This window comes from Iodidimonas gelatinilytica, assembly GCF_008579125.1.
GTDB lineage: Bacteria > Pseudomonadota > Alphaproteobacteria > Sphingomonadales > Rhodothalassiaceae > Iodidimonas > Iodidimonas muriae.
The window spans coordinates 1-24,359 of the sequence record NZ_BKCL01000018.1 but is presented as its reverse complement, the minus strand read 5'-3'; the positions used below and the strand labels follow the sequence as shown (position 1 = coordinate 24,359).

Here is a 24,359-nt window from a genome sequence, read left to right as displayed (position 1 = left end):
ACGCACCCTAAAAATACGCACCCGGCCCAACGCACTCGTCACCGCTGATCTTGAATCCCGCCCCACGGAAACGATCAAACCATGATCGCAAACCATCAGCGGTCCACCTGATCTGATTTGTGTTTTTGGGTGACAAAACAAAAAAGGCCCCCATCAGGACTTTATCTCAACTTCTTGAATGATAACTGGCGGAGGGAACAGGACTGGCATCTAACCTTCTCTACCGCGTGCCTCCCCTATTATACTGATTTTAAATATAAATCCCTAAGCTTGGTAGCGCACACGCACTCCCTCATCGGCAATCGCGAAGTGGTCCGCGTATCTTGGGTCATAGGGATTGGGAAGTAGCGTAAACGTTGGCGATATAGAAAGCGCATTGTTCACTCTCAGGATGAAAAAGACCTCTGTCACCTTTCTCCCCCGTCTTCCGCCAAGTTTGCGTGCACAGCGCACCTCCGATGATCCGAGAGTGAAATAATCAGTGGAGTTTGAATCGGTGGAGTTTACGGTAGACTTGACTTCTATGAAGTAGGTACACCCTTCATGTATAAACCAAATATCGCATCCACGCCCCTCATCAACGTTGGAAGAGTTATCTGGATAGGCCTTCTCACTATAAGCAGATACCCAATTTGAAGGGGAAACAGCTGCAGCACCATATTTTCGTCTTAGCCATCTGAACGCATGGATCTCACCTGCGGCTCCGATCAAATCTTCCATATTCTTGCTCTGCCGTTTCGATACGCGCGTCTTCCTGTCTTTGTCACGGGTGGTCCCGGGCTTCGGCTTGTCAGGCTTCTTGGGGATCTGCGGAGCGTGCAGATCAAATCCCGGCATGTCCGTGAGGCTCTCGTCATCAATTTGGTTGGCGATATGATCGAAAAGAGCAGATATGTTGGTTTCAGAGTTATCGAAGCCTGCCCCACAGACTTGGACCATAGACTTCCGCCGCGCGGCGTCTTGTTGGACTTTTTCCAACGTAGCCGCCGCTCCGTCTCGTTGCTCGGGCGAAACTCCCAGGGATTCTGAAAGTGTCTCCAGAGATTGGGCATTTTTCAGACGTTCGCGAAGGTCCTGCGGCGCAGCATCAGGCAAACCATCGGCAATGAGTTCGAAGACGGTACGTTGCGTCCAACGGACGGTGTAGATTGTACGGTTCTGCGCCATCAGAGTATCGGGTCGGAATCCGTCCAGCCAGTCTGCGGAGTGTTCGCGCCCCGCGTCTGTGTGCCATGCCGTCACAATAAGGCGGAACTCGTCAAGAACCTCCGCAACAAGCTTTCTATTGTCCCTTGACACATCTAACGGGTCAGCGATTGCCATTTGGTCGGTCTCATCGAGGTGTCGCGCTAACGCATCCGGAGAGTCTGCGGCCGCAACGATTTCGGATAGATCATCGGTAATACCGGTGCTTATGATCTCCTTTGCGATTGCCTTGAAAAACTCCGAAAATGGAACTCTCCAGAAAGCACGCGCTACATCGTTGGGGCAACCGACACTCTCGATACGTGGAATCGATTTAAGATAGGTTGGTCCATCCGAATTATCCGCTGTTAACGTCGCCACAATACGTCTGAGATGCAGAGCCGCTGCTTCTCGATGACTGGAAAACTCCTTTTCGGCAGCCGGATTCAACAGTTCGGGTTCACCGGCTTTTGCCAACTCAGCATTCCATGCCGCCAGTTCGACCCTGCTCCCTAACAAGTCGCGCACAGAGCGTCCGAATTCAAACATATCTCTCGCCTCCAGGGCGGCCTGCAAGACACGTTCGGCCTGCATATCACTGCCGAGCACAGCGCAGAGCGGAGCAAGAATAAGGTTCCTTTGATCGGCTTTCTGCAACTGCGCAGACTGCTCAGGGCACGACAACACCCACATTAGACGCGACAGCCTTTCAACCGCGGGGCCTAGGTCCCCGCGCCAGAGTTCAAACACTTCCCTGTAGTGCTCAAGCGATAAGTCCATTTGCCCGAGGAGACGCGCAATAGCGACCTCGTCGAGGTTGGGCCAAACCTCACTCAAACCCTTTCGGATCTGGAACTTGAGGTCTTCGCGTTCTATCATCTGGGTGAATGTGTCTGCCACCGACTCGATGTCTTCCTGCCATTCGCTGTCCAGCAAAAGCCGACGCTCGGCCTTCAGCCAGACAGATTTTTGCGCTCGAGGTTTTGCCACCTGTCGATCATCAACTTCGGGCACCAATTCCAAGTCCGGCACGATAGAAACTTGGGCCCTCCGAAAATGATCCAGATAGCGGTTGAAACTCGTCGCCGAGGTTCCTCGGGCATTGACACCATGAAACGCCGCAATTGTCAGAACAAAGGGGATCGCCTCATCTAGCCCCGGGAAAGAGGTCAACGGCACGCTATCTTCGGTTGTCCATTTGGCCCCCGCTGAAAGCGGCGTCATATGGATCTGTGCTGCATTGCGGACACCCGTACGGTAGGCCTCTTTAAACCCATCTAAAAGACGCTTTGCATCCGCCTGTTCAATGATGACGGCAGGAAGCTTGAAGTGGCGCAACGCCGACAAGGTGGTTTGCGAATTCGGCAAATATACTGGTTTGTCCGCAGTTGGCGTCAATGCTTCAAGGGTACCGTCTGGTTCGTAAACCACGATGCGGTCTGGAAAGTCTTCGACGGAGGTTGGTTGAAAAGCTTTCCAAGCAGTTCTGATTTGCCCAATAAATACATCCCTGTTCTGGTACGCTTGTTTCTCCGCCGTATGCGCAAGGCAGACCAGCAATCGCGGATCATCAGACGTTTCGTCTGGTGCGTAAATCGGCATCCCTAACGCGCTCAAGAAGGCCACGAGACCTTCACTCCGATCCAGCTTCTCCGCTATTGCTGCAGGTAGAGGTGAAAGATGCTCAAGGGTCCAGGCCCGCCCGCGAGCAAGGTGATGGCTCGGCACATACCAGCGCTCTGACGCTATAGTCCAAGTCCAAGTCCAAGTCTCATTGTCGTTGGGTTCGGCAATCCAATCAAGTGACTCTAGTGCCTGTAGCAGCGGCGATCGGATCGTGAAGAAATCTGAGGAGCCCTCAACACGAGTTATGGAGAGAGTTTTCCAGTTGCCCTGCCATCCGCTAGCGCTTGCCATCACGGCATCAAAAAAATCCGCACGAGTTTCTGCATCAAACTCCTCGTACCCTTCCAACCCTGGGATCCAAAGCAGATCACCAATTTCGTAGTAGCCTTGATTGTATCGGGGTTTAGCGTCTTGAATTGCAGCCTTTAAAGTCTTGTCCCATGCGGTCTGGCTAATACCAGGTGGTGGTTGTTTTGGGATCTGAAAATAGCGCTTGATCGCGTGAAATCTAGCATTCCAGCTCTCTGACGGGATCTCCAAGAGCCTTAGCCCGTCGTGAACTCCAGCGTCTCTCAAAAGATCCAAGATGGTATGCCCAAGCCCAGCCCAATCTCGATGTTCTGGAGACCGCAACATCTTTTCACGCACGGAACGGGTACTATCCCCCTTGCAGCGCTTGAGGTATTGGTCGACAATGCCTCCAGAAGTGCCCTCCCATCCCGCCCCAAAACTTGCGGTCTCGAGCCGATACCATCCACCTCTGCAAGGGACGGGCAACTTGGCCAATGCCTTATTCACGTTTTTCCCCTCGCCCCTGACCTGCATCGATTGCACCAGCGGATCCCGTAAAACAGGGCGTCACGGCAAAGATCAGCATCCGAACCAGCAGACCTCACCGGGAGGGAGGGTAGATTGGGTATTAAAACCTGGTTCAATACACTTTCACGCCGGAATGATCCGACCAGATCTGCTTTGCTTAGCTCGCTATGCAGTTTTGTGTTGTGCAACCGCCCCTGACGCAGTTCACTCACAGGAACTGCAGGATCAAGGATGGCGATCATCTGTCGCAGCGAATTGGGGATCTGATCGATGTCCAGATCGCCCGGCCCGTCGTCCTCGTCTGGCCCCGTTTGTCTGGGCTTGAAATAGATCGCGGATCCAGAGATGCCACCTGCGTGTAGCTGACCGTCAGTGCACAAAAGCAATCTACGTTTCTGAAGCGGTGACAAGTCATCCGCGAAGATATCCTGAACATCCTCCCAGAACCCTTTCCAATCGACAGAGTCCGATGAATGTAGGCAAGCAGCTGCACTCTCAACCGTTGCCGCCTGATCTTCCGGGAGTGGCAACCAGTCTATTCCATGAGCATCCGACAATGACTCTATGGAACTTGAGCGACCGGCCAAATTCGCTGCATAAACCGGGAACACGGCATGTTGGCGCAATATCTCGGCAGTAAGGACCTGCGGGTCCATGGGGAGTGGCAAAAGGGAAGCCTCGCTAAGTGCGACCCATCCTCTGTCGCTGAGAAACCATGGTGCATCCTTGATCTCGATTTTCCTTGTTTGTGCCGCATGGCACAGATGTGCCTGCCAGCGTTTTGCGGCAGGCTCATCACCGGAATTAGGGGAAAGAAGATCTATGATGTCCGCAGCCTCAGACCCAGACTTGCCCTGCAGATCCTCCTCGATTGCTTCAACGGCAAGTTCTGCGGCCTGGGAAAGCAGATAATCATTATAGACCGCATCGCCCTCCGACTCTTCAGACACATCCCCAAAGTTGATTAGGGTTCGACTCATGTCACCGAAGAACGGTGCATTGACATGGACCGCTGCTCCCGATTCCAGCTTTGTAGGAAGGAAAATACTAAGTTGGCCGGGCGCTGGCGTCTCGCAATCACCGACAGCAAAGTGACTTCTACCTTTGTAAGCTTCGGCCATTGACCAGGAAGGCCCTGGATTGATGCTCGGACAGCTTCTGGCATGTCTGCCACGTTAATCTCGCGCCGCCAGATACTAAACTTCTGCGAATGATCGTGTAACTTGATCTGGATTTTTGAATACTGACGAAGACCCTGAGGGCGAATTTTCTGAATTCTTTCGAAAACGTGATCGTTTCCATGAACGGAAATGATTAATTTCTGAAGCTTGTCGAGAAACAGCAGTGATTTAGAGTCGATTTCTGTTAGTCGACGCTCAACCAATTGAGCCGATTTCGATGATTTTAGAGGTAACGCGACTACAGTCGCAAAACCCATTTTCTCAAAACTGTCGATCGCATCTACACGATCTCGATCCATCAGAGGCCACGGCAGAAGATATGGCGACAAATAGGATAGTTGCGACCGAATCCAGTTCTCAATTGAGGTTCCAGCCGCATCCGCTTGCCGATGAATACTTGAATGCAACTTAGCCAGAAGCCCATCGTCCCAGTCGACGATATCTTGCAGCCATACTTCGGTTTGTGAAAGATCCTTTTTCCCGATCAGCGCCAAAATCGGCTCTAGGAGTGAACGAACCAAATCCGGATTGAAACTGAAACAATAACCGTCAAATACTTCACTGGATTGGACTCGCTTTGACCAAATTTGGGGTCGATCACAGATTTCCAGTACGCTCCGGAACCCAATACCTTTGTTGCCAATTGATGTCTCAGGGCTCTTGTCGCTTTGGCCAAGTTGGGACACGCTGATGAAATTACTTCTCGAAAATGGAAGTCCATCATTGGCGACATAGAGCGTGCCAAAATCGCGATCTTCAACGAGACGCATTTCGATCCTGCCAGCACCATCATTGGCTTGAGGATCGCGCGCTACAGCATCATACGCATTTTGGATCAATTCAATTGCAAAACGTCCATGATATTGATGCTGCACCTGCTCCGTCAGGCTGTGTACGGTTCGGTAGTTTGTCACTCCTTCAGCCAATTCATAGAGAAAGCTGCGCAGCTTGCCTCCAGTCTCGTCACGGACAAACCTGGCAAGATCGGATAGGGTATTTTCTGGAACGAGATTCATAAAATCAGCCTGAGAAAATTTCACCTGAATTCAATAGTGTCTGTATAAAATGTCTTACTCGGACGCATCTTTTAGTGTCTTGTTGTCAGAAGGCCTGCGCCAACTCTGCGGTCCGCTGCAATTGCCGTCCCTGATCACGCCACCAGCAGCACTGGAGCTGCTGAAGAGGTGGTCGCACGAAAAGCGATACAAGTCCGGATCACTGTCGGGGACGAGGATTCCCTGACGAACCAGACGGTCACGCTCCTCGCGATCCCGTTTCACGCTAGGGGAGCCATCGCGCATCGCCGTCGAGCCTTTGTGGACAAGGAAGCCGTCGGCCTCAGGGCGGCCATAGGCTTGAGCCTTCTGCGGACGCATTACAAACCAATCTTTCTTGCTCATGAATTTCCTCTTTTGTTTTGTGTGAATACTGGTAAAGCGCAAAGCGTATTCACCAGTTGCATCTGTTCGACCGTGTTGCATTTAGCCTCACGCAGGCGAGGTGCACCGAAGACCAATGCAAGGCCCTTGGCGCGTGACACCGCGACATTGATTCGGTTCAGCGAGAACAGGAATTCCATCCCACGCGAAGTTTCTTCTGCGGAAGATGCAGTCATGGAAACCAGGCAGATCGGTGCCTCCTGCCCCTGAAACTTGTCTACGGTCCCGACGCGGACGCCTAATGGAAAAGCATCCCGGAGAGCGTTCACCTGCGCGTTATAGGGAGCGACGACAATAATATCCGTCTCGCGCATAGGACGCGTGCTGCCGTCCTTCTCTGTCCAGCTTCCGCCAAATAACTCCGTCACGGTTTCTCTAATTGCTGCGACTTCTTCCTGCGCGGCCTGGGCATTGCTTCATGCACTACAGGCACCCAGAAAGCTCCCGCTTCAGGAAGCATCGTACCCGTCACGCGCTGGCGAGCCGTATCGGATGGCTGGTCAGTCTGCCTTCATAGACCTGTTCCGAGATGAACCCACAGACCTCCGGGTGCATCCGCCGAGAGGTGGGAAGGAAAATGCCCCGGTCGGCCGGGATCGTCGCATGCTCCCCCAGCATCCAGTCCAGGCACGAAAGGTTCGCGGGAGCGGGATGCGCACCCTGAATGACCTGCGGCAATTGGCGTGGATCACCTACCAGCACGATGTTCCGCGCGGCACGCCCCATGGCGACCATGTTGGCCAGTCCGACTTGGCCCGCCTCGTCTACAAACAGCCAATCAAAAGCCTGCACATTGTCTTCACGCGAAAAGAACCATGCGGTACCGCCTACGACATGGGCGTGAGTCAGCACAGGATCGGCGTACGATTGGACGCGGATAATCTCCGAAAATCCGTCTGGATAACCATCCTCACCGTCGCCGACCTTGTGCGCCAATTCGATATTTTCCAACATGATATCAGGATCATCACCCTGAAGGGCGAGAAGACAACCCATCAGAACATTGCGGATCGCCTCGTGACTGTTCGAAGAAACTCCGACGCGATAGCCTTTGCGGACAAGGGACAGGATCGCGCGGACACTGACATAGGTCTTGCCTGTGCCGGGCGGCCCCTGAATCGGCAGTACAGTTCCATCCATATCATTCACCACTGCAATGGTGCCCGCAACGGGATCTTCGCCCTCAAGAAGATCGGCGCTTGGCCCAGAACCGAGACGCGGTGCGATGCGCGACAGCAAATCATTCACCGCCGTGAACCGCCGCGCGCCACACTGATCGGTGATTACATCGCGCAATGCCGAGGCGATGACGCCTGTATTCAGCGGCCAGTCCGGATGCAGCGTCAGTTGATCCGCTAGGAGATGGGCCTTGCCCGGCCCCGCTTTGACAGTGATCTGGCGCGCACGACGATCCATCGCCTCGATGCCTACGGTCGTGGGTGGGCCATCGAACACCGGAACCGTCGCCTTTTTGCCGCCCCGCAGTTTCGTCTCTTGTTCTGGATAGGTGTAGCTGCGAACGAAGGATCGCTTGACGGGTTCGACGGGGCCCACCGCTTCGAGCCCGGCAAGAGCATCGAGATCGTCGAGCAGATCATCCCCGTCCTTTGCGGCGCTGTCGAACACAGCCCATTGTGCGGGTTTCACCTCGCGGCTGTGAAAAACGCCCAGATTGAACAGCATAGTCTGCCGATCCTGAGGCAAGCCAGACCCTGCCAGAATGTCCCGCAATACTTGCGTATCGGCGTCCTCTTCGGCCTCTTTATCTCCGGCGTCCGGGGCGAGTATCGGCCAAGGGCCGTTGGGTCGAATGCTAATGAGCCAGTCGCGTAACTCCTCGGTCGAGATACAGTCAACACGATTGTAATCTTCGATCTCATCTAGGATCTGCTGGTCCTGCGTTTCGCGCCAACGCTCATAGGCCACGACCGAGCCACCCGCCGTCTTGACCTCACCGTCCCGCTTGCGATTGTAGAAAGCCTCCATCGACTTGATGGAATAGTTCGGCTCCGACCCGATCAGTCCCCCGCGCACCACGGCAAACAGATCGACGAAACGGCGTTCCCGCAAAAGCCGGTCAAGATAGGCCTCTCCGATCCCGTATTTCGTCGTCAGACGCTTGAGTGCGGTGATCTCGTATGGCGCGTAATGATAGATGCGCGCATTGGGATACTCCGCAATCCTCGCGCGAAAGAATGACAGTAAATCGGACAGTGCTCGCGCTTCGGCATCATGATCATGGGCCCAGAAGGCCTGGAACTGCCCATCAAACCAGATCCCATGCAAATATTCGAGGCCGCCTTCGTAGTGCGGATCGCCTTCGATGTCATAGAACAGGTCACCAGGCTGGGGTTCTGGCAAAAGGTCGAAGCCCTTGCCCGGCTGTGCTGCGCGCAACTCAAAATCCGGCCCCCCGGTTTTGCGGGCCTGCTGCAAGCGCGCTTGGATAACCAGACGGGCCCGCGTGTTTTCAGCCATGCTACGGATCGGGTGATCCAGTTTCGAAAGAGCCTCCAACGTCTCCACACCCGCGGCCTCCAGCTTCTTCACCTGGCCCCGGCTGATACCCGCAACATTGGACAAGCTGTCCTCGTTCTTCCAAACCTCTCCGCAATGATCGGCCCAGCGGCACAGACCGCAATCGGCACATGGCATAGGGCGCGTCGGCTGCGGATCAGCAACAAAGGCTTCCAACCGTTGCCGCGCCATGCGCGCATAGGCGGAATAGTCGGCCAAGCGCAGCGTCGCGCGGGTGCCGTCGCCCAATTCGACATGGGCGAACTCGGGTACCATCCCCTGAATTTCTGCCAACAGATCAGAGTACAGAACCAGCTGAAGCACATGTTTGGGATCGGCACGACGTTTCAGCTTGGTATCGGCCACCTCATAGCTGAACTGTCCAAACGCCGAGGGGGGCTCGACACGCTCCAGGAAGTCAGACCAGCCACCCCAGTTCCCCGACAGAAACGCGCCCTGAAACACCACATCGGGGCCAGCGGCCAACGCCGCGCGCGTGGCTTCGGCGTTTTCGCCAAGTCCGCCGCGCTCGATCTCTACGACACTGCACCCAGCGTCTTTGAGGCGGGCCAGATGCGCCGCCTCATGGGCATCGCCCTGCTTTTGCAGCAGCGCTGCATCTTCGGTGTCTTCCCCCGGTTTCGGCCCCCCACCACGCATATGGCTCAAATCAAGGGCAGTCGCGTGCGGGCAGCCCATGAAACGCATGAGGTCCGAGGCAGAAAGAAATATGCGGCCGTCGAGATCCCTCATAGTCACTCCAGAGCTTGCATCACGTGGCTCTCCAAGGGAATCGCCTCAACAGATCGCAATGTCTTCAATAGTTTATGATGGTGTCAATTTCTGACATGGAGGTCAAATTGTCTTTCGCCAAAGCGCAAGATCTGCTTCGCCTCACACAAATCGCGGCGTCTAGGTGGGGCGGTGTCAGCCTAGAAGACATCTGCGCCGGATACGACATTCACGCGCACTGGAGGATCTCCACGACGGGCTGGATGTTGTTTCGGTGACGCCGCCACCAGAGCCATACTCCATTAATGAATTGATGGCGGATGGCTGCTTTCTACCAGAGTCTCGGCTAAAGCGAATACTTGGGCGATTGAGAGACAAGAAAAACCTGATCTTGCAGGGGCCGCCTAGCACTGGAAAGACATGGCTTGCAAAACGCCTTTCCTACTCTCTGATGGGCGAGAAAGCCGAGGCAAGAGTGCGCGCTGTTCAGTTCCATCCCAATTTATCATAGGAGGATTTCGTTCGCGGTTGGCGGCCAACCGGCAATGCAAGCCACGCCCCACTTGAGGTGCGTTTGGCCGCCCTGCCGCGCACCGAAGAAGCCTGCGATGCCGCCATGGCGCTGCTTCCCCACGCTGATCAAGCTATTGCCGATGGCGATGGCAAAGCCAGTGCGCGAATCGTCGAGCACCTGATCGCACATCCCAAAGGTACGCACGCAGCCCAACGCACTCGTCACCGCCAATCTTGAAACCCGACCCACAGAAACGATCAGGCGATGACCGCAAACCATCGGCGGTCCGTCTGATCTGATTTGTGCTTTTTGGCGAAAAAGACGAAAACCGCTTCAAAACAAAAAAGGCCCCCCACTGGGACCTTATCTCGGGTTCTTGAATGATAACTGGCGGAGGGAGAGGACTGTTCGACAAACTTGCTCGAAGTATGATCCACATCGCGCCAGCACGCCTTCGTATTCGCAAGTGAATCCTCGCCACCGCAGAATTTCTCTGTTCAAGACAAGGCAGCGCAGCGCCCGGCGTTTGGCGCTTCGGACAGTATTGCCTTGATAGTATTTTCACTTCACGCCTTCGTTGTGTCGCAGTCAAACTGGCCTGAGCGAAAGGAAACGGAAATGAAGGCAACATGCATAAACCAAATCCAATTGGCCGCGCGTTGGGGGATCAGCCATCGTACGCTTGAACGGTGGCGCTGGACCGGCGAGGGACCGAAGTTTGTGAAACTCGGCGGTCGAGTGGTTTACCGGCTATCAGATATTGAGGAATATGAGCAGACCATGCTGAGGACGTGTACGCCAGCGAACGAGAGGGCGCAGGCTCACGGTTAAGAGTTGCTACCGGACCCACATCGCGACTTGGATGGGTCCGGCAAAATAAAAAATGCAGTAGGCGATCCTACAGCAGAGTTTGATATTGACAGCAGGCTTGCGAGCACCTACTTTCTGTAGTGATAGCTACAGAGGAATTTCGATGCGCCTCGCTGACGCCTGCACAATCCATACCGGCTATACCGCTCGCGGCAGACTGGAGCCGGCGGCCACCGGGGGCGTGCTCGCAATCCAGCTGCGGGATATTTCCCCGAAAGGCTTCATCAATCCGAAGCGCCTTACGCGCGTCCAGTTGGAAGGCGTTGCAGACCGATATTTGGTGCGCGCCGGCGACGTGGTGTTCCGATCGCGGGGCGAGCGAAACACGGCCTCCGCCCTGGACGAGCGCCTGAAAGAGCCTGCCCTTGCGGTGCTCCCTCTGATGGTCCTGCGTCCGAACCTGGATGTTGTGACGCCTGAGTTTCTCGCTTGGGCGATCAATCAGCCCCCGGCGCAGCGTCACTTCGACATTGCGGCCCGAGGCACGAACATCCGGATGATCCCCCGGTCCAGCCTCGACGACCTCGAACTCGATGTCCCGGACATCGAGACGCAGGAAAGAATCGTTGCCGTCGATGCGCTGGCCGAAAGAGAGCGGGAACTGTCCCGGCTCGCCGCCGACACGCGAAGAAAGATGATGAGCCTGATCCTCGTCGAGCGAGCGAGCAGGATGCGCACCAGAACGAGGAAAGGAACGACGCGCCGATGACCGATCAGATTACCCAGCAGGAGATCAATAACGCCGCATGGGCGGCCTGTGACACCTTCCGTGGTGCCGTCGATCCCGCGCAATACAAGGACTACATCCTGGTGATGTTGTTCCTGAAGTACATCTCCGACCACTGGAACGATCACCTTGAAACCTACCGCAAGCAGTTTGGTGGGGATGAAACCCGGATCCGGCGGCGACTGGAACGCGAGCGTTTCCTCCTTCCCGAAGGTGCCAGCTTCTATGATCTTTACGAAGCGCGGAACGAGGCCAATATCGGCGAACGGATCAACATCGCGCTTGAGCGGATCGAAGACGCCAACCGCGCCAAGCTCGAAGGCGTGTTCCGCAACATCGACTTCAACTCCGAAGCCAATCTCGGGCGCGTGAAGGATCGCAACCGGCGGCTCAAAAACCTGCTGGAGGACTTCGCCAAGCCCGCGCTCGACCTGCGCCCGAGCCGAGTGACCGAAGACATCATCGGTGAATGCTACATCTATCTGATCTCACGCTTTGCCTCGGACGCGGGCAAGAAGGCCGGCGAGTTCTACACGCCTTCCGCCGTCTCCCGCCTGCTCGCCAAACTGGCGGCTCCCAAGCCGGGTGATACGATCTGCGACCCGGCCTGCGGGTCCGGATCGCTGCTCATCCGGGCGGCCGAGGAGGTCGGGTCCGAGAACTTCGCCCTCTACGGTCAGGAAGTGAACGGTGCCACCTGGGCGCTGGCGCGAATGAACATGTTCCTCCACGCCAAGGACGCCGCGCGCATCGAGTGGTGTGACACGCTCAACAGCCCCGCGCTGGTTGAAGGCGACCAGCTGATGAAGTTCGACATTGTTGTCGCCAATCCGCCCTTCTCGCTCAAAAAATGGGGCGCAGACAATGCGCAAACCGACCGGTTCAACCGCTTCTGGCGCGGCATCCCACCGAAATCGAAGGGCGACTATGCCTTCATCACCCACATGATCGAGATCGCCAAGCGCCAGTCCGGCCGCGTGGCCGTCATCGTACCCCATGGTGTCTTGTTCCGTGGCGGATCAGAGGGGCGGATTCGGAAAGCGCTGATCGAGGAGAACCTGCTCGACGCCGTTGTCGGCCTGCCTGCCAACCTGTTCACCACCACCGGCATTCCGGTCGCCATTCTGATCTTCGACCGCTCCCGCGAACAGGGCGGCGCGAACGAGGACCGCCGCGACGTCCTGTTCATCGACGCCAGCAAGGAATTCACGCCCGGCAAGTCCCAGAACGTGATGGACGAGACGCATATCAACAAGGTGCTGGAAACCTACGCCGCGCGGGCGGAGATCGAGAAATATTCCCACCGCGCCAGCCCGGAAGAGATTGCCGAGAACGACTTCAACCTCAACATCCCCCGCTATGTCGATACCTTTGAGCCAGAGGAGGAAATCGACGTCGCGGCGCTCCAGAAGGAAATCAACCAGATCGAGGCCGAACTGGCCGAGGTGCGCGGGCGCATGGCTGGCTACCTGAAGGAGCTGGGCGTCGATGTCTGAGGGCGAACTGATCCTATACAACACCGAGGATGGCGCCGCGACCATTGGCCTGCGGGCTATCGACGGCACGGTCTGGCTGACCCAGTTGGAGATGGCGGAGCTGTTCGACACATCCAAGCAGAACATCAGCCTGCATATCAACAACATCCTGTCCGAGGGGGAGCTGGCGGCGGAGTCAGTTGTCAAGGAATCCTTGACAACTGCTGCGGACGGCAAGGCATACCGCACGAAGGTCTACAATCTGGACGCCATTCTGGCGGTCGGCTACCGCGTCCGCTCCCCGCGCGGCACCCAGTTCCGCCGCTGGGCCACCACTGTCCTGCGCGAATACCTGGTCAAGGGTTTCGCCATGGACGACGCCCGGCTGAAGCAGGCGGAGCAATGGGACTATTTCGACGAGTGGCTTGCCCGCATCCGGGACATCCGTGCTTCGGAGAAGCGCTTCTATCAGAAGGTACGCGACCTCTACACAACCGCCATCGACTATGACAAGACGTCCGAGCAGGCCCAGGCCTTTTTCAAGAAAGTGCAAAACAAGATGCTCTGGGCGGTCACGGGCAAGACGGCCGCCGAACTGATCGAAAGCCGCAGCGACCCGGCGGCGCCCAACATGGGCCTGACCAGCTGGAAAGGCTCGGTCGTGCGCAAGGGTGATGTCGGCACCGCCAAGAACTACCTGAAGGCGGAGGAGGTCGAGGAACTCAACCGCATTGTGGTGATGTATCTCGACTATGCCGAGGACCAGGCGAAGCGGCGCCGACCGGTGACCATGGCCGAATGGGCCGACAAGCTCGACGCCTTCCTCGCCTTCAACGAACGCGACGTGCTGACCCATGCCGGACGGCTGCGGATGGACGTAGCCCAGAAGCTGGCCGTCGAGCGGTTCGAGGTGTTCGACGCCAACCGCCGCGCGGCTGAGGCGCTGGCGGCGGATGAAGCTGACATTGCTCAACTGGAGGAGATGGAGAAGACGGCGAAGGCACGGAAGAAGGGGAGCGAGGATGCTTGAGGGTTGGAAAAGCGTCGCGCTCTCCGAATTAGCAACGTTTCACTCAGGAGGCACGCCAAATAAGGAACGGTCATCTTTTTGGGGTGGTCCGATCCCGTGGGTGACCGTCAAGGACATGAAGGCCATGCGCCTAAATGGGGTGGGTGAAAGCCTCACCGAGGAGGGTGCCAATACCGTTCGAGTCGTCCCCGCCAGAACCGTTTTGGTGCTTGTGCGTGGGATGGGCCTATTCAAAGACTTGCCGGTAGTGCTGTGCGACGGGCCCGTGACCTTCAATCAGGACATCAAGGCTCTCGTAGCGAAGGAGGGTGTCGACAGCGAGTATCTTGCGTTCGCTCTCATCGCCAGAAAGTCCGACATTCTTCGGCATGTTGATAGCGCCGGGCACGGCACGGGTCGGCTCGATACTGATCTATTGAAATCGACACCACTCCCGCTCCCCCCACTCCCCGAACAGCGCAAGATCGCCGAAATCCTGCGGACCTGGGACGAGGCCATCGAGAAGCTGGAAGCGCTGCGCGCGGCGAAGCAGAATCGGTTCACAGGACTTAAGCAGCAGATCATGGGGCGTGGTGGCGCCTTCCCCGAGCGGTGGCCTCTCAAGGCCCTGTCTGCGGTTTCAACCCCAGTTCGGCGCAAGAGTGCAGGCAACAATCATCCCGTCATGACGATCTCGGCGAAGTCGGGCTTCCTCATGCAGTCCGACAAGTTCGCTCGCGACATGGCGGGTCGAAGCGTCGAGCGCTACACGCTGCTGCATGAGGGCGAGTTCGCCTATAACAAGGGTAACTCCAAGACCGCGCCCTACGGCTGTGTCTTCCGTCTCGACCGCCCCACGGCGTTGGTACCCTTCGTCTACTACTGCTTCGCGCTGAAGCCGGGGCTTGACCCGGAGTTCTACGAGCATCTCTTTGCCGCCGGCGCGCTGAACCACCAGCTCTCGCGTCTGATCAATTCGGGCGTCCGCAATGACGGGCTGCTCAACCTATATTCCGACGACTTCTACAGCTGCCGAGTGCCGGTCCCGCCGATTGACGAGCAGCGGAAAATCGCGCGGGCCATGACGGCCGCAAAGCAGGAGCTGGCGTTGCTCGATGAAGATATCGAAGCCCTGACCCGCCAGAAGCGCGGCCTGATGCAAAAGCTGCTGACAGGCGAGTGGCGGGTGAAGCTGGAGGTGTCGGTTGCCTGACTTCTCCGATTACATTGTCTATGCCGACGAGAGCGGCGATCACGGGATGGTCAATATTGACCCGCAATATCCGATGTTCGCCCTGACATTTTGTGTCATGCGCAAGGATGCCTACACGGCGGAAATCGTTCCCGCAATGCAGGGCTTCAAATTTGGCATTTGGGGTCACGACACCGTCGTGCTGCACGAGCATGAAATCCGCAAGAGCCTCGGCCCCTTCGGCCTGTTGCGCACCGACCGTGCCTTGCGGACACGCTTCATGAAGGAGTTGAACGCGCTCATCGAGACCGCGCCGATGACGATCTTCGCCTCGGTCATCCACAAGGAGAAGCACCGGGAGAGATACGCAAACCCCTGGAACCCCTACGAGATCGCCCTGCATTTCTGCATGGAGCGGTTGCACATGATGCTGGCGGAGGAGGACCAGCACGGGAAGACTGTGCATGTCGTCTTCGAGAGCCGGGGCGCCAAGGAGGATGCAGAGCTTGAGCGGGAGTTCCGCCGCATCGCCGGGAATGACAACCATTGGGGCTATTGGCGTCATGACTTCAGCCGCTTCGACTTCCAGCCGGTCTTCATTCCAAAGGCCGCGAACGCGTCGGGTCTGCAGCTGGCAGACCTGACGGCCCGGCCCATCGCGCTGTCACAGCTGCGCCCCGGCCAACCGAACCGCGCGTTCGACATCATCCGGCCCAAGCTGAGAGACCTCAAATGCTTCCCCTAAGCGCTTGTCAGGCCGAGAAAAACAAAGAGGCCCCGGAAGCTCCAGGACCCCTTTGTCGACCGGGAAATGCCCAATCCTTTGAACCATATATAGCCACAGAGCCCCTTAACCGCAAGTTATTCCGGAGCCCGGAGTGCGCCCCATGACCTTCATCGCCGCCGAGAAACACCAGTCCCAGATCCCCGCCCTTCAGCTGCTGGTGGCGCTGGGGTTCACGCCGCTGTCCCAGGCCGAGGCCGTGCGTCTGCGCGGTGGCCGTTTGCGCAATGTGGTGCTCGACGATATCCTTGCCGACCAACTCTTGAAGATCAACAGCTTTACCCATCGGGGGCGGGACTATCCGTTTGACCTCGAGGATGCGCATGAGGCCATTCGCCGGCTGAAACCCACGCCTGACCGGCAAAAGGGCCTGCGCGGGACCAACCAGGACATCTACGACACCCTCGTCCTCGGCACGACCATCACCAAGACGATCCAGGGGGACTCCAAGTCCTATTCGTTCCGCTACATCGATTGGGATACGCCGTCGAACAACGTTTATCACGTGACGGCCGAAGTCTCCGTCGAGCGCACGGCCAGCACCCAGACCAGGCGGTGCGATATCGTTGCTTACGTGAACGGCATTCCGTTCCTGGTGATCGAGAACAAGCGACCGACCGAGAGCCTTAAGAAGGCTGGTAGCCAGCTGATCGGTTATCAGAATGAGGACAACATTCCGCAGCTGTTCCACTTTGCGCAGCTTCTCATGGTGATGAACCGTGTCGAGGCGCGATATGCCACCGTGGGAACTCCATGGCAGTTCTGGCAGACGTGGCGGGATGAGGAAGACCTGGACGAGACCATCTACCGACAAGCCAATCACCCTCTTACAGCGGCGGAGGCCGATGCGGTCTTCTCGGGCGATTTCGCCTTCGCGCGCGCCCATTTCGAGGCGCTGGCGGCAGAGGGTCCGCGCGCGCTCACGGCGCAGGACCGTGCCATTCACGCGCTGTGCCGCCCCGAAAGGCTGCTGGACCTCGTTCGCCGTTTCACCGTGTTCGATGGCGGTGCTCGCAAAGTCGCGCGCCACCAGCAGTTCTTTGGGATCCGCAAGGCTGTTGAACGCGTCCGCCAGTTCAATCTGGATGGCCGCCGCAAGGGTGGCGTGATCTGGCACACCCAGGGGTCGGGCAAGTCGCTGACGATGGTGATGCTGGGACGGTCCCTCGCGCTCGATAAGGCCATTCCCAATCCGCGCATTCTGATCGTCACCGACCGCGACGATCTCGACAAGCAAATCAAGGACACGTTCAAGTCCTGTGAGCTCGAACCTGTACGGGCGACCAGCGGCGCTCATCTGATCGAGTTGATCCGTAACCGGACACCGCTCGTCACCACCATCATCAACAAATTCGATACGGCAGCCAAAGCCGCTGAAGATGTCGATGAGGACGCCAATGTGTTCGTCCTGGTCGATGAAAGCCATCGCTCGCAGACCGGGCGCTATGGCGGTCACAGCCAGTTCGCCACACGGATGCGCCGGCTGCTGCCGAAGGCCTGCTATCTCGGCTTCACCGGAACGCCGCTCCTGAAGAAGGAGAAGAATACCCTCTCGACTTTTGGCGGCCTGATCCACAAATACGCGATCGACGAGGCTGTTGCTGATGGAGCCGTCGTGCCGCTGCTCTATGAGGGGCGGCTTGTCGAGCAGCAGGTCAATGGCGGCGTGATCGACAAATGGTTCGACAAGATCAGTGAGGGCTTGACCCCCAGCCAGAAGGCCGACCTGAAGCGCAAATTCTCGCGCATGGACGCCCTGTCGAAGACCGGCCAGGCAATCCGAGCGAAGGCCTTCGATATCTCCGAACACTTTCGCCAGCACTGGCAAGGCACGGGGTTCAAGGCGCAGCTAGTGGCTCCATCCAAGGCGGCAGCTGTCCGCTTCAAGGAAGTGCTCGACGAGATCGGGCACGTCACCAGCGAAATCGTCATCTCACCGCCCGATGACAACGAGGGCAACGAGGAGGTCGATAAGGAATCGAAGGACCTTGTGCGCGGGTTCTGGGCGCAGATGATGGCCCGGTACAAGACCGAGGACGAATACACACGGCAGATCATCGAGGCGTTCAAGGGATCCGGCGATCCGGAAATTCTGATCGTGGTTTCAAAGCTGCTGACCGGTTTCGATGCGCCACGAAATACCGTGCTCTATGTGTGCAAGTCGCTGCGCGAACATAACCTGCTGCAGGCGATCGCCCGCGTGAACCGGCTCTACGAAGACGGCGCGACCGAGAAGCAGTTCGGCTTCATTATCGACTATGAGGGTTTGCTTGGGGAGTTGGACACGGCGCTTAACACCTACAGCGCTTTCGAGGGCTTTGACGCCGCCGATCTCGCCGGCACGGTCCACGACGTGCGCGAGGAAATCCGGAAGCTGCCCCAGCTGCACGATCAGCTCTGGGACCTTTTCAAGCCGGTCAAGAACAAGAAGGACATGGAGCAGTTCGAACAGTTCCTGGCCAATGAGGCGATGCGGCAGGAATTCTATGAACGACTGAAGGCGTTCAGCCGCTGCCTCCATATCTCGCTGTCGTCGGACAAGCTCTTCGACGTCTTCGACGAATCGAAGATCGACGCCATGAAGCGGGACTGGAAGCAGTTTTCCGAACTGCGGCGCTCGGTTCAGTTGCGCTACCAGGAGACCATCGACGTCAAGGAGTTCGAGCCGAAGATCCAGAAGCTGCTTGATGACCATGTGGTTGCCATGCCGGCCGAGACGATCATCGAGATGGTCAACATCAACGACCCGGACGCCCTGAAGGCCGTGGTGGAGGAAACGGGCGTCTCCGAGGCATCAAGGGCGGACCGGATCGCCAGTGCGACGCGCCGGACCATCACCGAAAAGATGGACGAGGACCCGACTTTCTACCGCAAGTTCTCTGAGCTGCTGGAGGAGACCATCCGCGACTATCGGGCCAAACGGATTTCCGAGCGGGATTACCTCAAGAACGTTGTCGATCTGGCGAGCAAAGTCGCGCGCAAGGACCGGGGGCGCGAGGTGCCGGATGCGATCAAGGGCAACGACGACGGGCAGGCATTTTTCGGGATCCTTGAAGGCACGCTCGCGACCAAAGACGGCAAACCGATCGAGGCGGATGAGGTTGCATCGATCGCGCTCACCATAATCGACATCATAAAGGCTCATCACATCGTCGACGTCTGGTCCAACGACATCGCTCAGAACAAGATGCGCAACGCCATCGACGACTATTTCTTCGACGTCCTTCGCGACGAACGCGGCATCGAGTTGCCTGTCGAGGTGATGGACGACCTGGAGCTCAAGATCATGGACCTCGCGCAGGCGCGGTTTCCAGGATGACAACCGAACGACACAGCGTCCAGTACGGTGAACACAGAATCGACTTCACCATCGTGCGCCGTGAACGGACGACACTGGAAATAGCTGTCGAGCCGGATACCTCGGTTATCGTCGCTGCCCCGCAGGATGCGCCACTGGTCGCGATCGAGGAGAAAGTGCGCAAGCGCGCTGCCTGGATCCGACGTCAGCAGCGATATTTCAGCCAGTTCCTTCCGCGCACCCCGGATCGCCAGTACGTGGCAGGGGAGACTCATCTCTACCTCGGACGCCAGTATCGGCTGAAGGTGGTGCCCCACGTCCAGGCGGGGGTAAAGCTCGTCCGTGGCTTCATCGTCGTTCAAACGCATAGGCCCGAGAGGGCCGAGGTCACGCGCGAGCTTGTCGAGGCTTGGTATCGGCAGCGTGCACATGTGAAATTCGCCGAGCGCCTCGAGATCAATCTTCTGCGCTTCCCTTCCCTCGAGGATTTCCGTCCCAAGGGTTTGATCGTTCGTCAACTTCGCCAGCGGTGGGGTTCGATGTCTCCGGGCGCTCGCCTGCTACTCAATCGCCGCCTGATCGAGGCACCACTGGATGCGATTGATTATGTCATCACGCATGAGCTTTGCCACATTGCCGTACCACACCACGGACCGGAGTTCTTTGAACTGCTCGACCGCGTCCTACCCGATTGGCCTAAGCGCAAGCACCGGCTTGAACAAAGAATGGCGTGAGCCTTCTTATGCGGAATGGTGCGATTAGTATTACTGCGCGAACTCAAGCGAAAGTTGTCGAGAGTATTTTTCCGACTGGTAGTGCCATATACTAGCATCAAATTCACGCCGAGAGATGGACAATAGATCTGCCGCGAAGCCGAACACATCGCGCAGATATTCATAGCTGCCGTCCTCCAAGCCTGCGAATTGAGCAAAGCCGCGAATGTGACGATCCACAGCAATGCAATCCACACCTACCAGACAGGCCATATAGTCAACGGTTTTTCGACCGACTCCTCTCACTCGCTGAATGTCTGCCCGAAAGCATTCATCTTGGAGCGCTTCTCCGAGTTCAAATGTGCTTTCAATTTCTGCCTCAGCCACGAAACCGATCAGGCTTTCGAAACGCGAGACCTTCTCCCGATGTTCCCATTGCAGGAACCTTGAACTTCCCTCCATCTCGATCACTTCGATCAAGATTTTCATGGTCGTGGCATGAGGGAACGTCCTAAGAATAGTTGCGATGCGCGGCTGCACTACTTTTGCATAATTAAGCCCAGCTTGTAGAACGGAGTCAGCAAGCACCGCTCCCATGTGATGATAGACAGGTCTGCAAGATACGCGTGAATCCAGAACGCCAGCTCGAACAGCATGGTCCGCAACGCGCCGGGCGGCGTACAGGACGTCCAAGTAATTCGTCTGTAATGTCATTTTTCTCATACCTGATCACGCGATGCCTGCTTCTACCAAGGCGTTCAGTCTCTCCACGCAGTTGGGGCAGGCCCCGCAAGGAAACGAGCTCGATGCCTGACAGGAGAACGTTCGCCCGATGGGCACCCCAAGCTCCAACGCTTGGCGGACGACATCGGCTTTGGTCTTCTCTCGGAAAGGCGCATGAAAGCGCACAGCGCCGACGCCACTGGAAAGCTCTTCAAGACCGTTCATGAAGGCGGTACTGCAGTCGATTTCCTTGGCATGGTTGCTATTGATAAAGCCCGAGTACACGTTGAGAACTTGAAGCGTCTGGGCACGAGCTGCCGCCGCAGCAAAGAACAGCATAGTCCGGTAGGGGACATACAGGTCGTCATCAGAGACAGCTTCCTTCCAAAGGTCTGCCTCCTGGATCATCCGTGATGACGACCCCTTGAAGAGATCCGAGATATTCAGGCGCTCGGGTGGCAACGCCTTCTGCGGAAGGACCTCTCGGACCTTCGCCCATTCTGTCTTGGCACAGTGCTGGCCATAGTCGAAGAAGATGGGGTAAACTTCTATCCCTTCGCGAACCAGCAGATAGCAGACTGTTGTCGAATCGAGCCCGCCGGAAACCATGACAACAGCCTGATTCATGGTCGCATCACCCTCAGCCGCGACAAAGCCTCGAAGAGGCCATTCAGGCAGGTATCGAGCTTATCCGAGTAAACCGTGCTGCCCGCCATTACCATGGTGTTGGCGTTCTCCTTGAGCGGATCATAGGTGATTACAGGCTTCTTGGCCGCTAGGGCTAGCCCGATTTCAACTAGGGTGCCGGGATCGCGCTCCAGAGGTAGCGCGAAGACAAGATCGCACTCCTCAAGAAGGCCAAGGTCACCCAAATACGTGGCGCGCATCTCATGCATTGGGCTTTGCGGGTTTAGCTCTCCGTTCTCTTGTACCGGACGGCGGAGCCGAAAATTGTGGTAGGCGAGCGCTCTCAGGGCCTCTTCGATGTGCGTTCGGTCGATGTAGGAAAAATCGGGCGCGGCGAAGTATATCTGGAAAGCTGGCCGTACGTGCCAAGGCAGGACCGTTCCGCCGAGGCCACGCATCTGATCGACGGAGAGCGCGAGGCTGCGCTGAACATCCCGTTTGAAGTCATCCGGGTAGGTCGTCTGGGCGTAGCAGGTCGCGGCGCGCGCTGCCTTCCATCCGGCGTCAAAGGCACCCTCGCCAAGCAGGGAGACGAATACAGCCGAATAGACATCACCAACACCGACCGAGTTGACGGTTTCGCCGAGAAGTGCCGGAACCTCCTCTATGCCGCCAGTACGGACATCGAACACGCGGCTACCGCCGCGATTTTCCTTCAGCAGAAAGACACGCGGCGACAGGTCACGCAGATCATTCAACAAGCCAGACACATCCTCCGATCCTCTTCCCTGGAACATCGGAGATGATGTGGAAATGATTATTGCGGCGAGGTTTTCCTTGAACGACGAGAGCAGATCAAGGTCGGGAAGATCATAGGCGATATCGAAACTTACCTCCACATCCTCGGAAAGTAGGGATCTCAGAAAGGTGAGATCGTACTTGCCGGGGAAAATCAGACAGGTCTTGAACGCTTTGATACCTGCGATATCGCCCAAATAGCTGACCGACTTTTCGTCTCTCAAGATGTCTTGGTAGGCTTGATCCGCAAGTTCGGTTGGATCGCCAATGGCCATGAGGTTTGGCGCACCCCTTACCTCCGCCAGCCAGATAAATTCAGTACACCCGAGTACTTCAAGGTAGGCGCGCGCTTGATCTACCAGATAGCCAGGACATACCGCGGCGACGGCAAACTTCACGTTGGTTGCCCATAGGCCACGTGCTGCGTGAACGATTCCGCCTAGCCGTAGTTTGCTGCCCGCATCTGGCTTCGGCAGGGTGAAGTCTACATAGATCTCGCCGACCAGAAGGAAGTCATAATTGGCATTCATATCCGGCGCGGCGCGAAGTCTACGTTGACGGATGCAACTGGAGTCGACGTCGAGGCATTGACGCGCCCCTCATAAGTGAAGCCTGCAGCCATGCAGTCGGCCAAGTAGTTGTACCTGGTTGGCAGTGCCCCTACACTCTGGCCACCCGCATCAACGGCGAAGAGCCTGCCTCGCTGTTCAATGGACAGCGCCGTGTTCGCCGGAGGCACGCCCCCGTTCGCGGAAAAGTAGTCGCAGTGCTCGACCTCTTCCAGGACGCATGAAAAGCTCGCGAACAACGGTCCTCCCCACTGGCGCCGCCACCCCCGGCTCCTTGGCCTCCTTCTTTCGGGCGAGAGCCAGGGTAATCCGAGAAGCTTCCAGAACCAGTGCTGCCCATATCATACCTCAAACCATTCCTTTATGATTAAGCAATGATCTTTCGCCTGATTCTGGATTGCAAGCGATTAATCGTGGCCTCCCGTCGCGAGCGGCAATCTCCGCTAGGTCTTTATTTGAAGTTTTTCGAACTCCGGGACCGCTTGCTCCCCGGTCCGCAGAAGCGCAAGAACTGGCCCGAACAAACACGATGTGCGAGCCTGTTGTGCAGATGGCAGAATCACCGGCACGCCCGTGCCTGATCCCGCATGACGCTATAGTCGGCGAGCATTTCGGCGATTGCCGACCCCTCTGGCAGCAGATGGAGCTCGTCGGCCGCACGCGCCTGGAAGTCTCGGCTATACTCGACCACCGGTAGGCAGACGGTCGCGATCGCGAGGACGGCGAGCCGCTGCATCGAGCATCCGGCGTTGGATTTCATTGGACTTCTCCGTGGTCTCAAAGCGTTCGGCGAGGCGTCCCGCACGCTCGCCGGAGCGCCGCAGCGCGAGCAGGAACAGGAGCACCGCAAGCGCGATGGCGCCGTAGCGCAGAGCCGCCCGCGCCCAAGGGCTGACGGCAAGCCCGGTGAGTAGCGCGGTGATCATCGACGACCCCGCCTCCAGTCGTCGTAGATGGCGACCGCGATGCCCGCTAGCGCCACGGCGATGAACACCCAGCGCAGCGTGTCGAGATAGGGCACGAGCGGCAGGATGGCGGACTGCGTCTCGGCCAGTGCGTTCTGCACCACCTCGACGCCAGCGGCGGGCGGCGTTTCCGCAGCGAATGCAGTTGCCTGCACCGGGAAGCGCTCGCCCCATTGCCGCGCCGGACCGAGATCAATGTGCATGAAGCCCGAACGCGGGTAGAAGCCGAACCCGAGAAAGCCTACCGCCCGCGCCGCCGTCTCGAACGCGACCGGATCGTGGTTCGCCATGGCGATGTCAAAGGCCGTACCCTCCATGTGCTTCGAGCGCGGTGCGCCGCCCACGGCCCGGTTGCGCGCCGGACTGCGGTAGGCCGAACGGACGATCAGCGGCTTGCCAAGCCGGTCGCGCAGCGCCTGGAGCTTGTCGAGCGCTTCTTCGTTGATCCGCAGAGAGCCACTGCCTCGGCAGGCGATCTCCGCGGGAGAGAAATTCTTCCAGCGCCACGCGCGCTCAGGCACATCGCGCCAGTGCTTGAAGTAGCTCGTCGTCATGCTTGTTCTCCGGGCACAAAAAAGCCCGCCGAATGGCGGGCT

The 24,359-nt window shown here is 57.5% G+C and carries 20 protein-coding genes and 1 pseudogene; 9 read left to right on the top strand and 12 right to left on the bottom strand.

What is annotated here, in order from left to right:
• Nucleotides 1-264: 264 nt before the first annotated feature.
• The 6 genes from JCM17844_RS13635 to JCM17844_RS13615 form a co-directional block, all read right to left on the bottom strand.
• Entirely contained in the window at nt 265-3,645 is a 3,381-nt protein-coding gene (locus JCM17844_RS13635; protein ID WP_150001452.1) for a DUF3883 domain-containing protein, read from the bottom strand.
• Nucleotides 3,606-4,580, bottom strand: a complete 975-nt coding sequence (locus JCM17844_RS13630; RefSeq protein ID WP_150001451.1) for a hypothetical protein — start codon at nt 4,578-4,580, stop codon at nt 3,606-3,608. Before JCM17844_RS13630 ends, JCM17844_RS13635 begins: the two co-directional genes overlap by 40 nt.
• A 26-nt stretch (nt 4,581-4,606) precedes the next feature.
• Nucleotides 4,607-5,851 carry a sacsin N-terminal ATP-binding-like domain-containing protein gene (locus tag JCM17844_RS13625; protein ID WP_150001450.1) on the bottom strand — a complete coding sequence of 415 codons (1,245 nt, stop codon included), beginning with the start codon at nt 5,849-5,851 and terminating at the stop codon, nt 4,607-4,609.
• Between the two features lie 30 nt (nt 5,852-5,881).
• Entirely contained in the window at nt 5,882-6,211 is a 330-nt protein-coding gene (locus tag JCM17844_RS15540; protein WP_210432026.1) for a DUF4357 domain-containing protein, read from the bottom strand.
• Complete coding sequence (locus JCM17844_RS15535) at nt 6,208-6,618, bottom strand: AAA domain-containing protein (protein WP_210432025.1); 411 nt, start codon at nt 6,616-6,618, stop codon at nt 6,208-6,210. Before JCM17844_RS15535 ends, JCM17844_RS15540 begins: the two co-directional genes overlap by 4 nt.
• A 100-nt stretch (nt 6,619-6,718) precedes the next feature.
• Nucleotides 6,719-9,520 (bottom strand): TM0106 family RecB-like putative nuclease, encoded by a 2,802-nt coding sequence (locus tag JCM17844_RS13615; RefSeq protein WP_210432024.1) that lies wholly within the window; start codon nt 9,518-9,520, stop codon nt 6,719-6,721.
• 271 nt (nt 9,521-9,791) lie between these two features.
• On the opposite strand from JCM17844_RS13615, the pseudogene JCM17844_RS17450 reads away from it, so the two are divergent.
• A pseudogene (locus JCM17844_RS17450) lies at nt 9,792-10,007 on the top strand (AAA family ATPase); the annotation flags it as partial.
• Here JCM17844_RS17450 and JCM17844_RS13605 read toward each other — a convergent pair.
• Nucleotides 10,005-10,292: a hypothetical protein gene (locus tag JCM17844_RS13605; RefSeq protein ID WP_150001449.1), complete on the bottom strand. Its 288-nt coding sequence runs from the start codon at nt 10,290-10,292 to the stop codon at nt 10,005-10,007. The pseudogene JCM17844_RS17450 and the gene JCM17844_RS13605 sit on opposite strands and share 3 nt — an antisense overlap.
• A 339-nt stretch (nt 10,293-10,631) precedes the next feature.
• On the opposite strand from JCM17844_RS13605, the gene JCM17844_RS13600 reads away from it, so the two are divergent.
• From JCM17844_RS13600 to JCM17844_RS13565, 8 genes are all read left to right on the top strand, one after another.
• Nucleotides 10,632-10,844, top strand: a complete 213-nt coding sequence (locus tag JCM17844_RS13600) for a helix-turn-helix transcriptional regulator (protein WP_150001448.1) — start codon at nt 10,632-10,634, stop codon at nt 10,842-10,844.
• A gap of 142 nt (nt 10,845-10,986) precedes the next feature.
• Nucleotides 10,987-11,592 (top strand): restriction endonuclease subunit S domain-containing protein, encoded by a 606-nt coding sequence (locus JCM17844_RS13595; RefSeq protein WP_150001447.1) that lies wholly within the window; start codon nt 10,987-10,989, stop codon nt 11,590-11,592.
• Complete coding sequence (locus tag JCM17844_RS13590) at nt 11,589-13,106, top strand: type I restriction-modification system subunit M (RefSeq protein ID WP_150001446.1); 1,518 nt, start codon at nt 11,589-11,591, stop codon at nt 13,104-13,106. The genes JCM17844_RS13595 and JCM17844_RS13590 overlap by 4 nt, the downstream gene beginning before the upstream one ends.
• Nucleotides 13,099-14,115 (top strand): virulence RhuM family protein, encoded by a 1,017-nt coding sequence (locus JCM17844_RS13585; protein ID WP_150001445.1) that lies wholly within the window; start codon nt 13,099-13,101, stop codon nt 14,113-14,115. The genes JCM17844_RS13590 and JCM17844_RS13585 overlap by 8 nt, the downstream gene beginning before the upstream one ends.
• On the top strand, nt 14,108-15,307 hold the full coding sequence (locus JCM17844_RS13580; protein WP_210432022.1) for a restriction endonuclease subunit S: 1,200 nt from the start codon (nt 14,108-14,110) through the stop codon (nt 15,305-15,307). The genes JCM17844_RS13585 and JCM17844_RS13580 overlap by 8 nt, the downstream gene beginning before the upstream one ends.
• Complete coding sequence (locus JCM17844_RS13575) at nt 15,300-16,031, top strand: DUF3800 domain-containing protein (RefSeq protein ID WP_150001443.1); 732 nt, start codon at nt 15,300-15,302, stop codon at nt 16,029-16,031. The genes JCM17844_RS13580 and JCM17844_RS13575 overlap by 8 nt, the downstream gene beginning before the upstream one ends.
• 142 nt (nt 16,032-16,173) lie before the next feature.
• Nucleotides 16,174-19,389 (top strand): type I restriction endonuclease subunit R, encoded by a 3,216-nt coding sequence (locus JCM17844_RS13570; protein ID WP_150001442.1) that lies wholly within the window; start codon nt 16,174-16,176, stop codon nt 19,387-19,389.
• Nucleotides 19,386-20,102, top strand: coding sequence for a M48 family metallopeptidase (locus JCM17844_RS13565; protein WP_150001441.1), 717 nt, complete (start codon nt 19,386-19,388; stop codon nt 20,100-20,102). The genes JCM17844_RS13570 and JCM17844_RS13565 overlap by 4 nt, the downstream gene beginning before the upstream one ends.
• 30 nt (nt 20,103-20,132) lie before the next feature.
• On the opposite strand, the gene JCM17844_RS13560 is transcribed toward JCM17844_RS13565, so the two are convergent.
• From JCM17844_RS13560 to JCM17844_RS13530, 5 genes are all read right to left on the bottom strand, one after another.
• A complete protein-coding gene (locus JCM17844_RS13560; protein WP_210432021.1) occupies nt 20,133-20,795 on the bottom strand; it encodes an HhH-GDP family DNA glycosylase in 663 nt (220 codons plus the stop codon).
• A 15-nt stretch (nt 20,796-20,810) separates the two neighbouring features.
• Nucleotides 20,811-21,431, bottom strand: a complete 621-nt coding sequence (locus tag JCM17844_RS13555) for a 7-cyano-7-deazaguanine synthase (protein WP_150001439.1) — start codon at nt 21,429-21,431, stop codon at nt 20,811-20,813.
• Nucleotides 21,428-22,759: a nucleoside 2-deoxyribosyltransferase gene (locus JCM17844_RS13550; protein ID WP_150001438.1), complete on the bottom strand. Its 1,332-nt coding sequence runs from the start codon at nt 22,757-22,759 to the stop codon at nt 21,428-21,430. Before JCM17844_RS13550 ends, JCM17844_RS13555 begins: the two co-directional genes overlap by 4 nt.
• Nucleotides 22,760-23,475: 716 nt before the next feature.
• Complete coding sequence (locus JCM17844_RS13535; protein WP_150001436.1) at nt 23,476-23,724, bottom strand: hypothetical protein; 249 nt, start codon at nt 23,722-23,724, stop codon at nt 23,476-23,478.
• Nucleotides 23,721-24,317 carry a YcbK family protein gene (locus tag JCM17844_RS13530; protein ID WP_150001435.1) on the bottom strand — a complete coding sequence of 199 codons (597 nt, stop codon included), beginning with the start codon at nt 24,315-24,317 and terminating at the stop codon, nt 23,721-23,723. The genes JCM17844_RS13535 and JCM17844_RS13530 overlap by 4 nt, the downstream gene beginning before the upstream one ends.
• Nucleotides 24,318-24,359 lie beyond the last annotated feature (42 nt).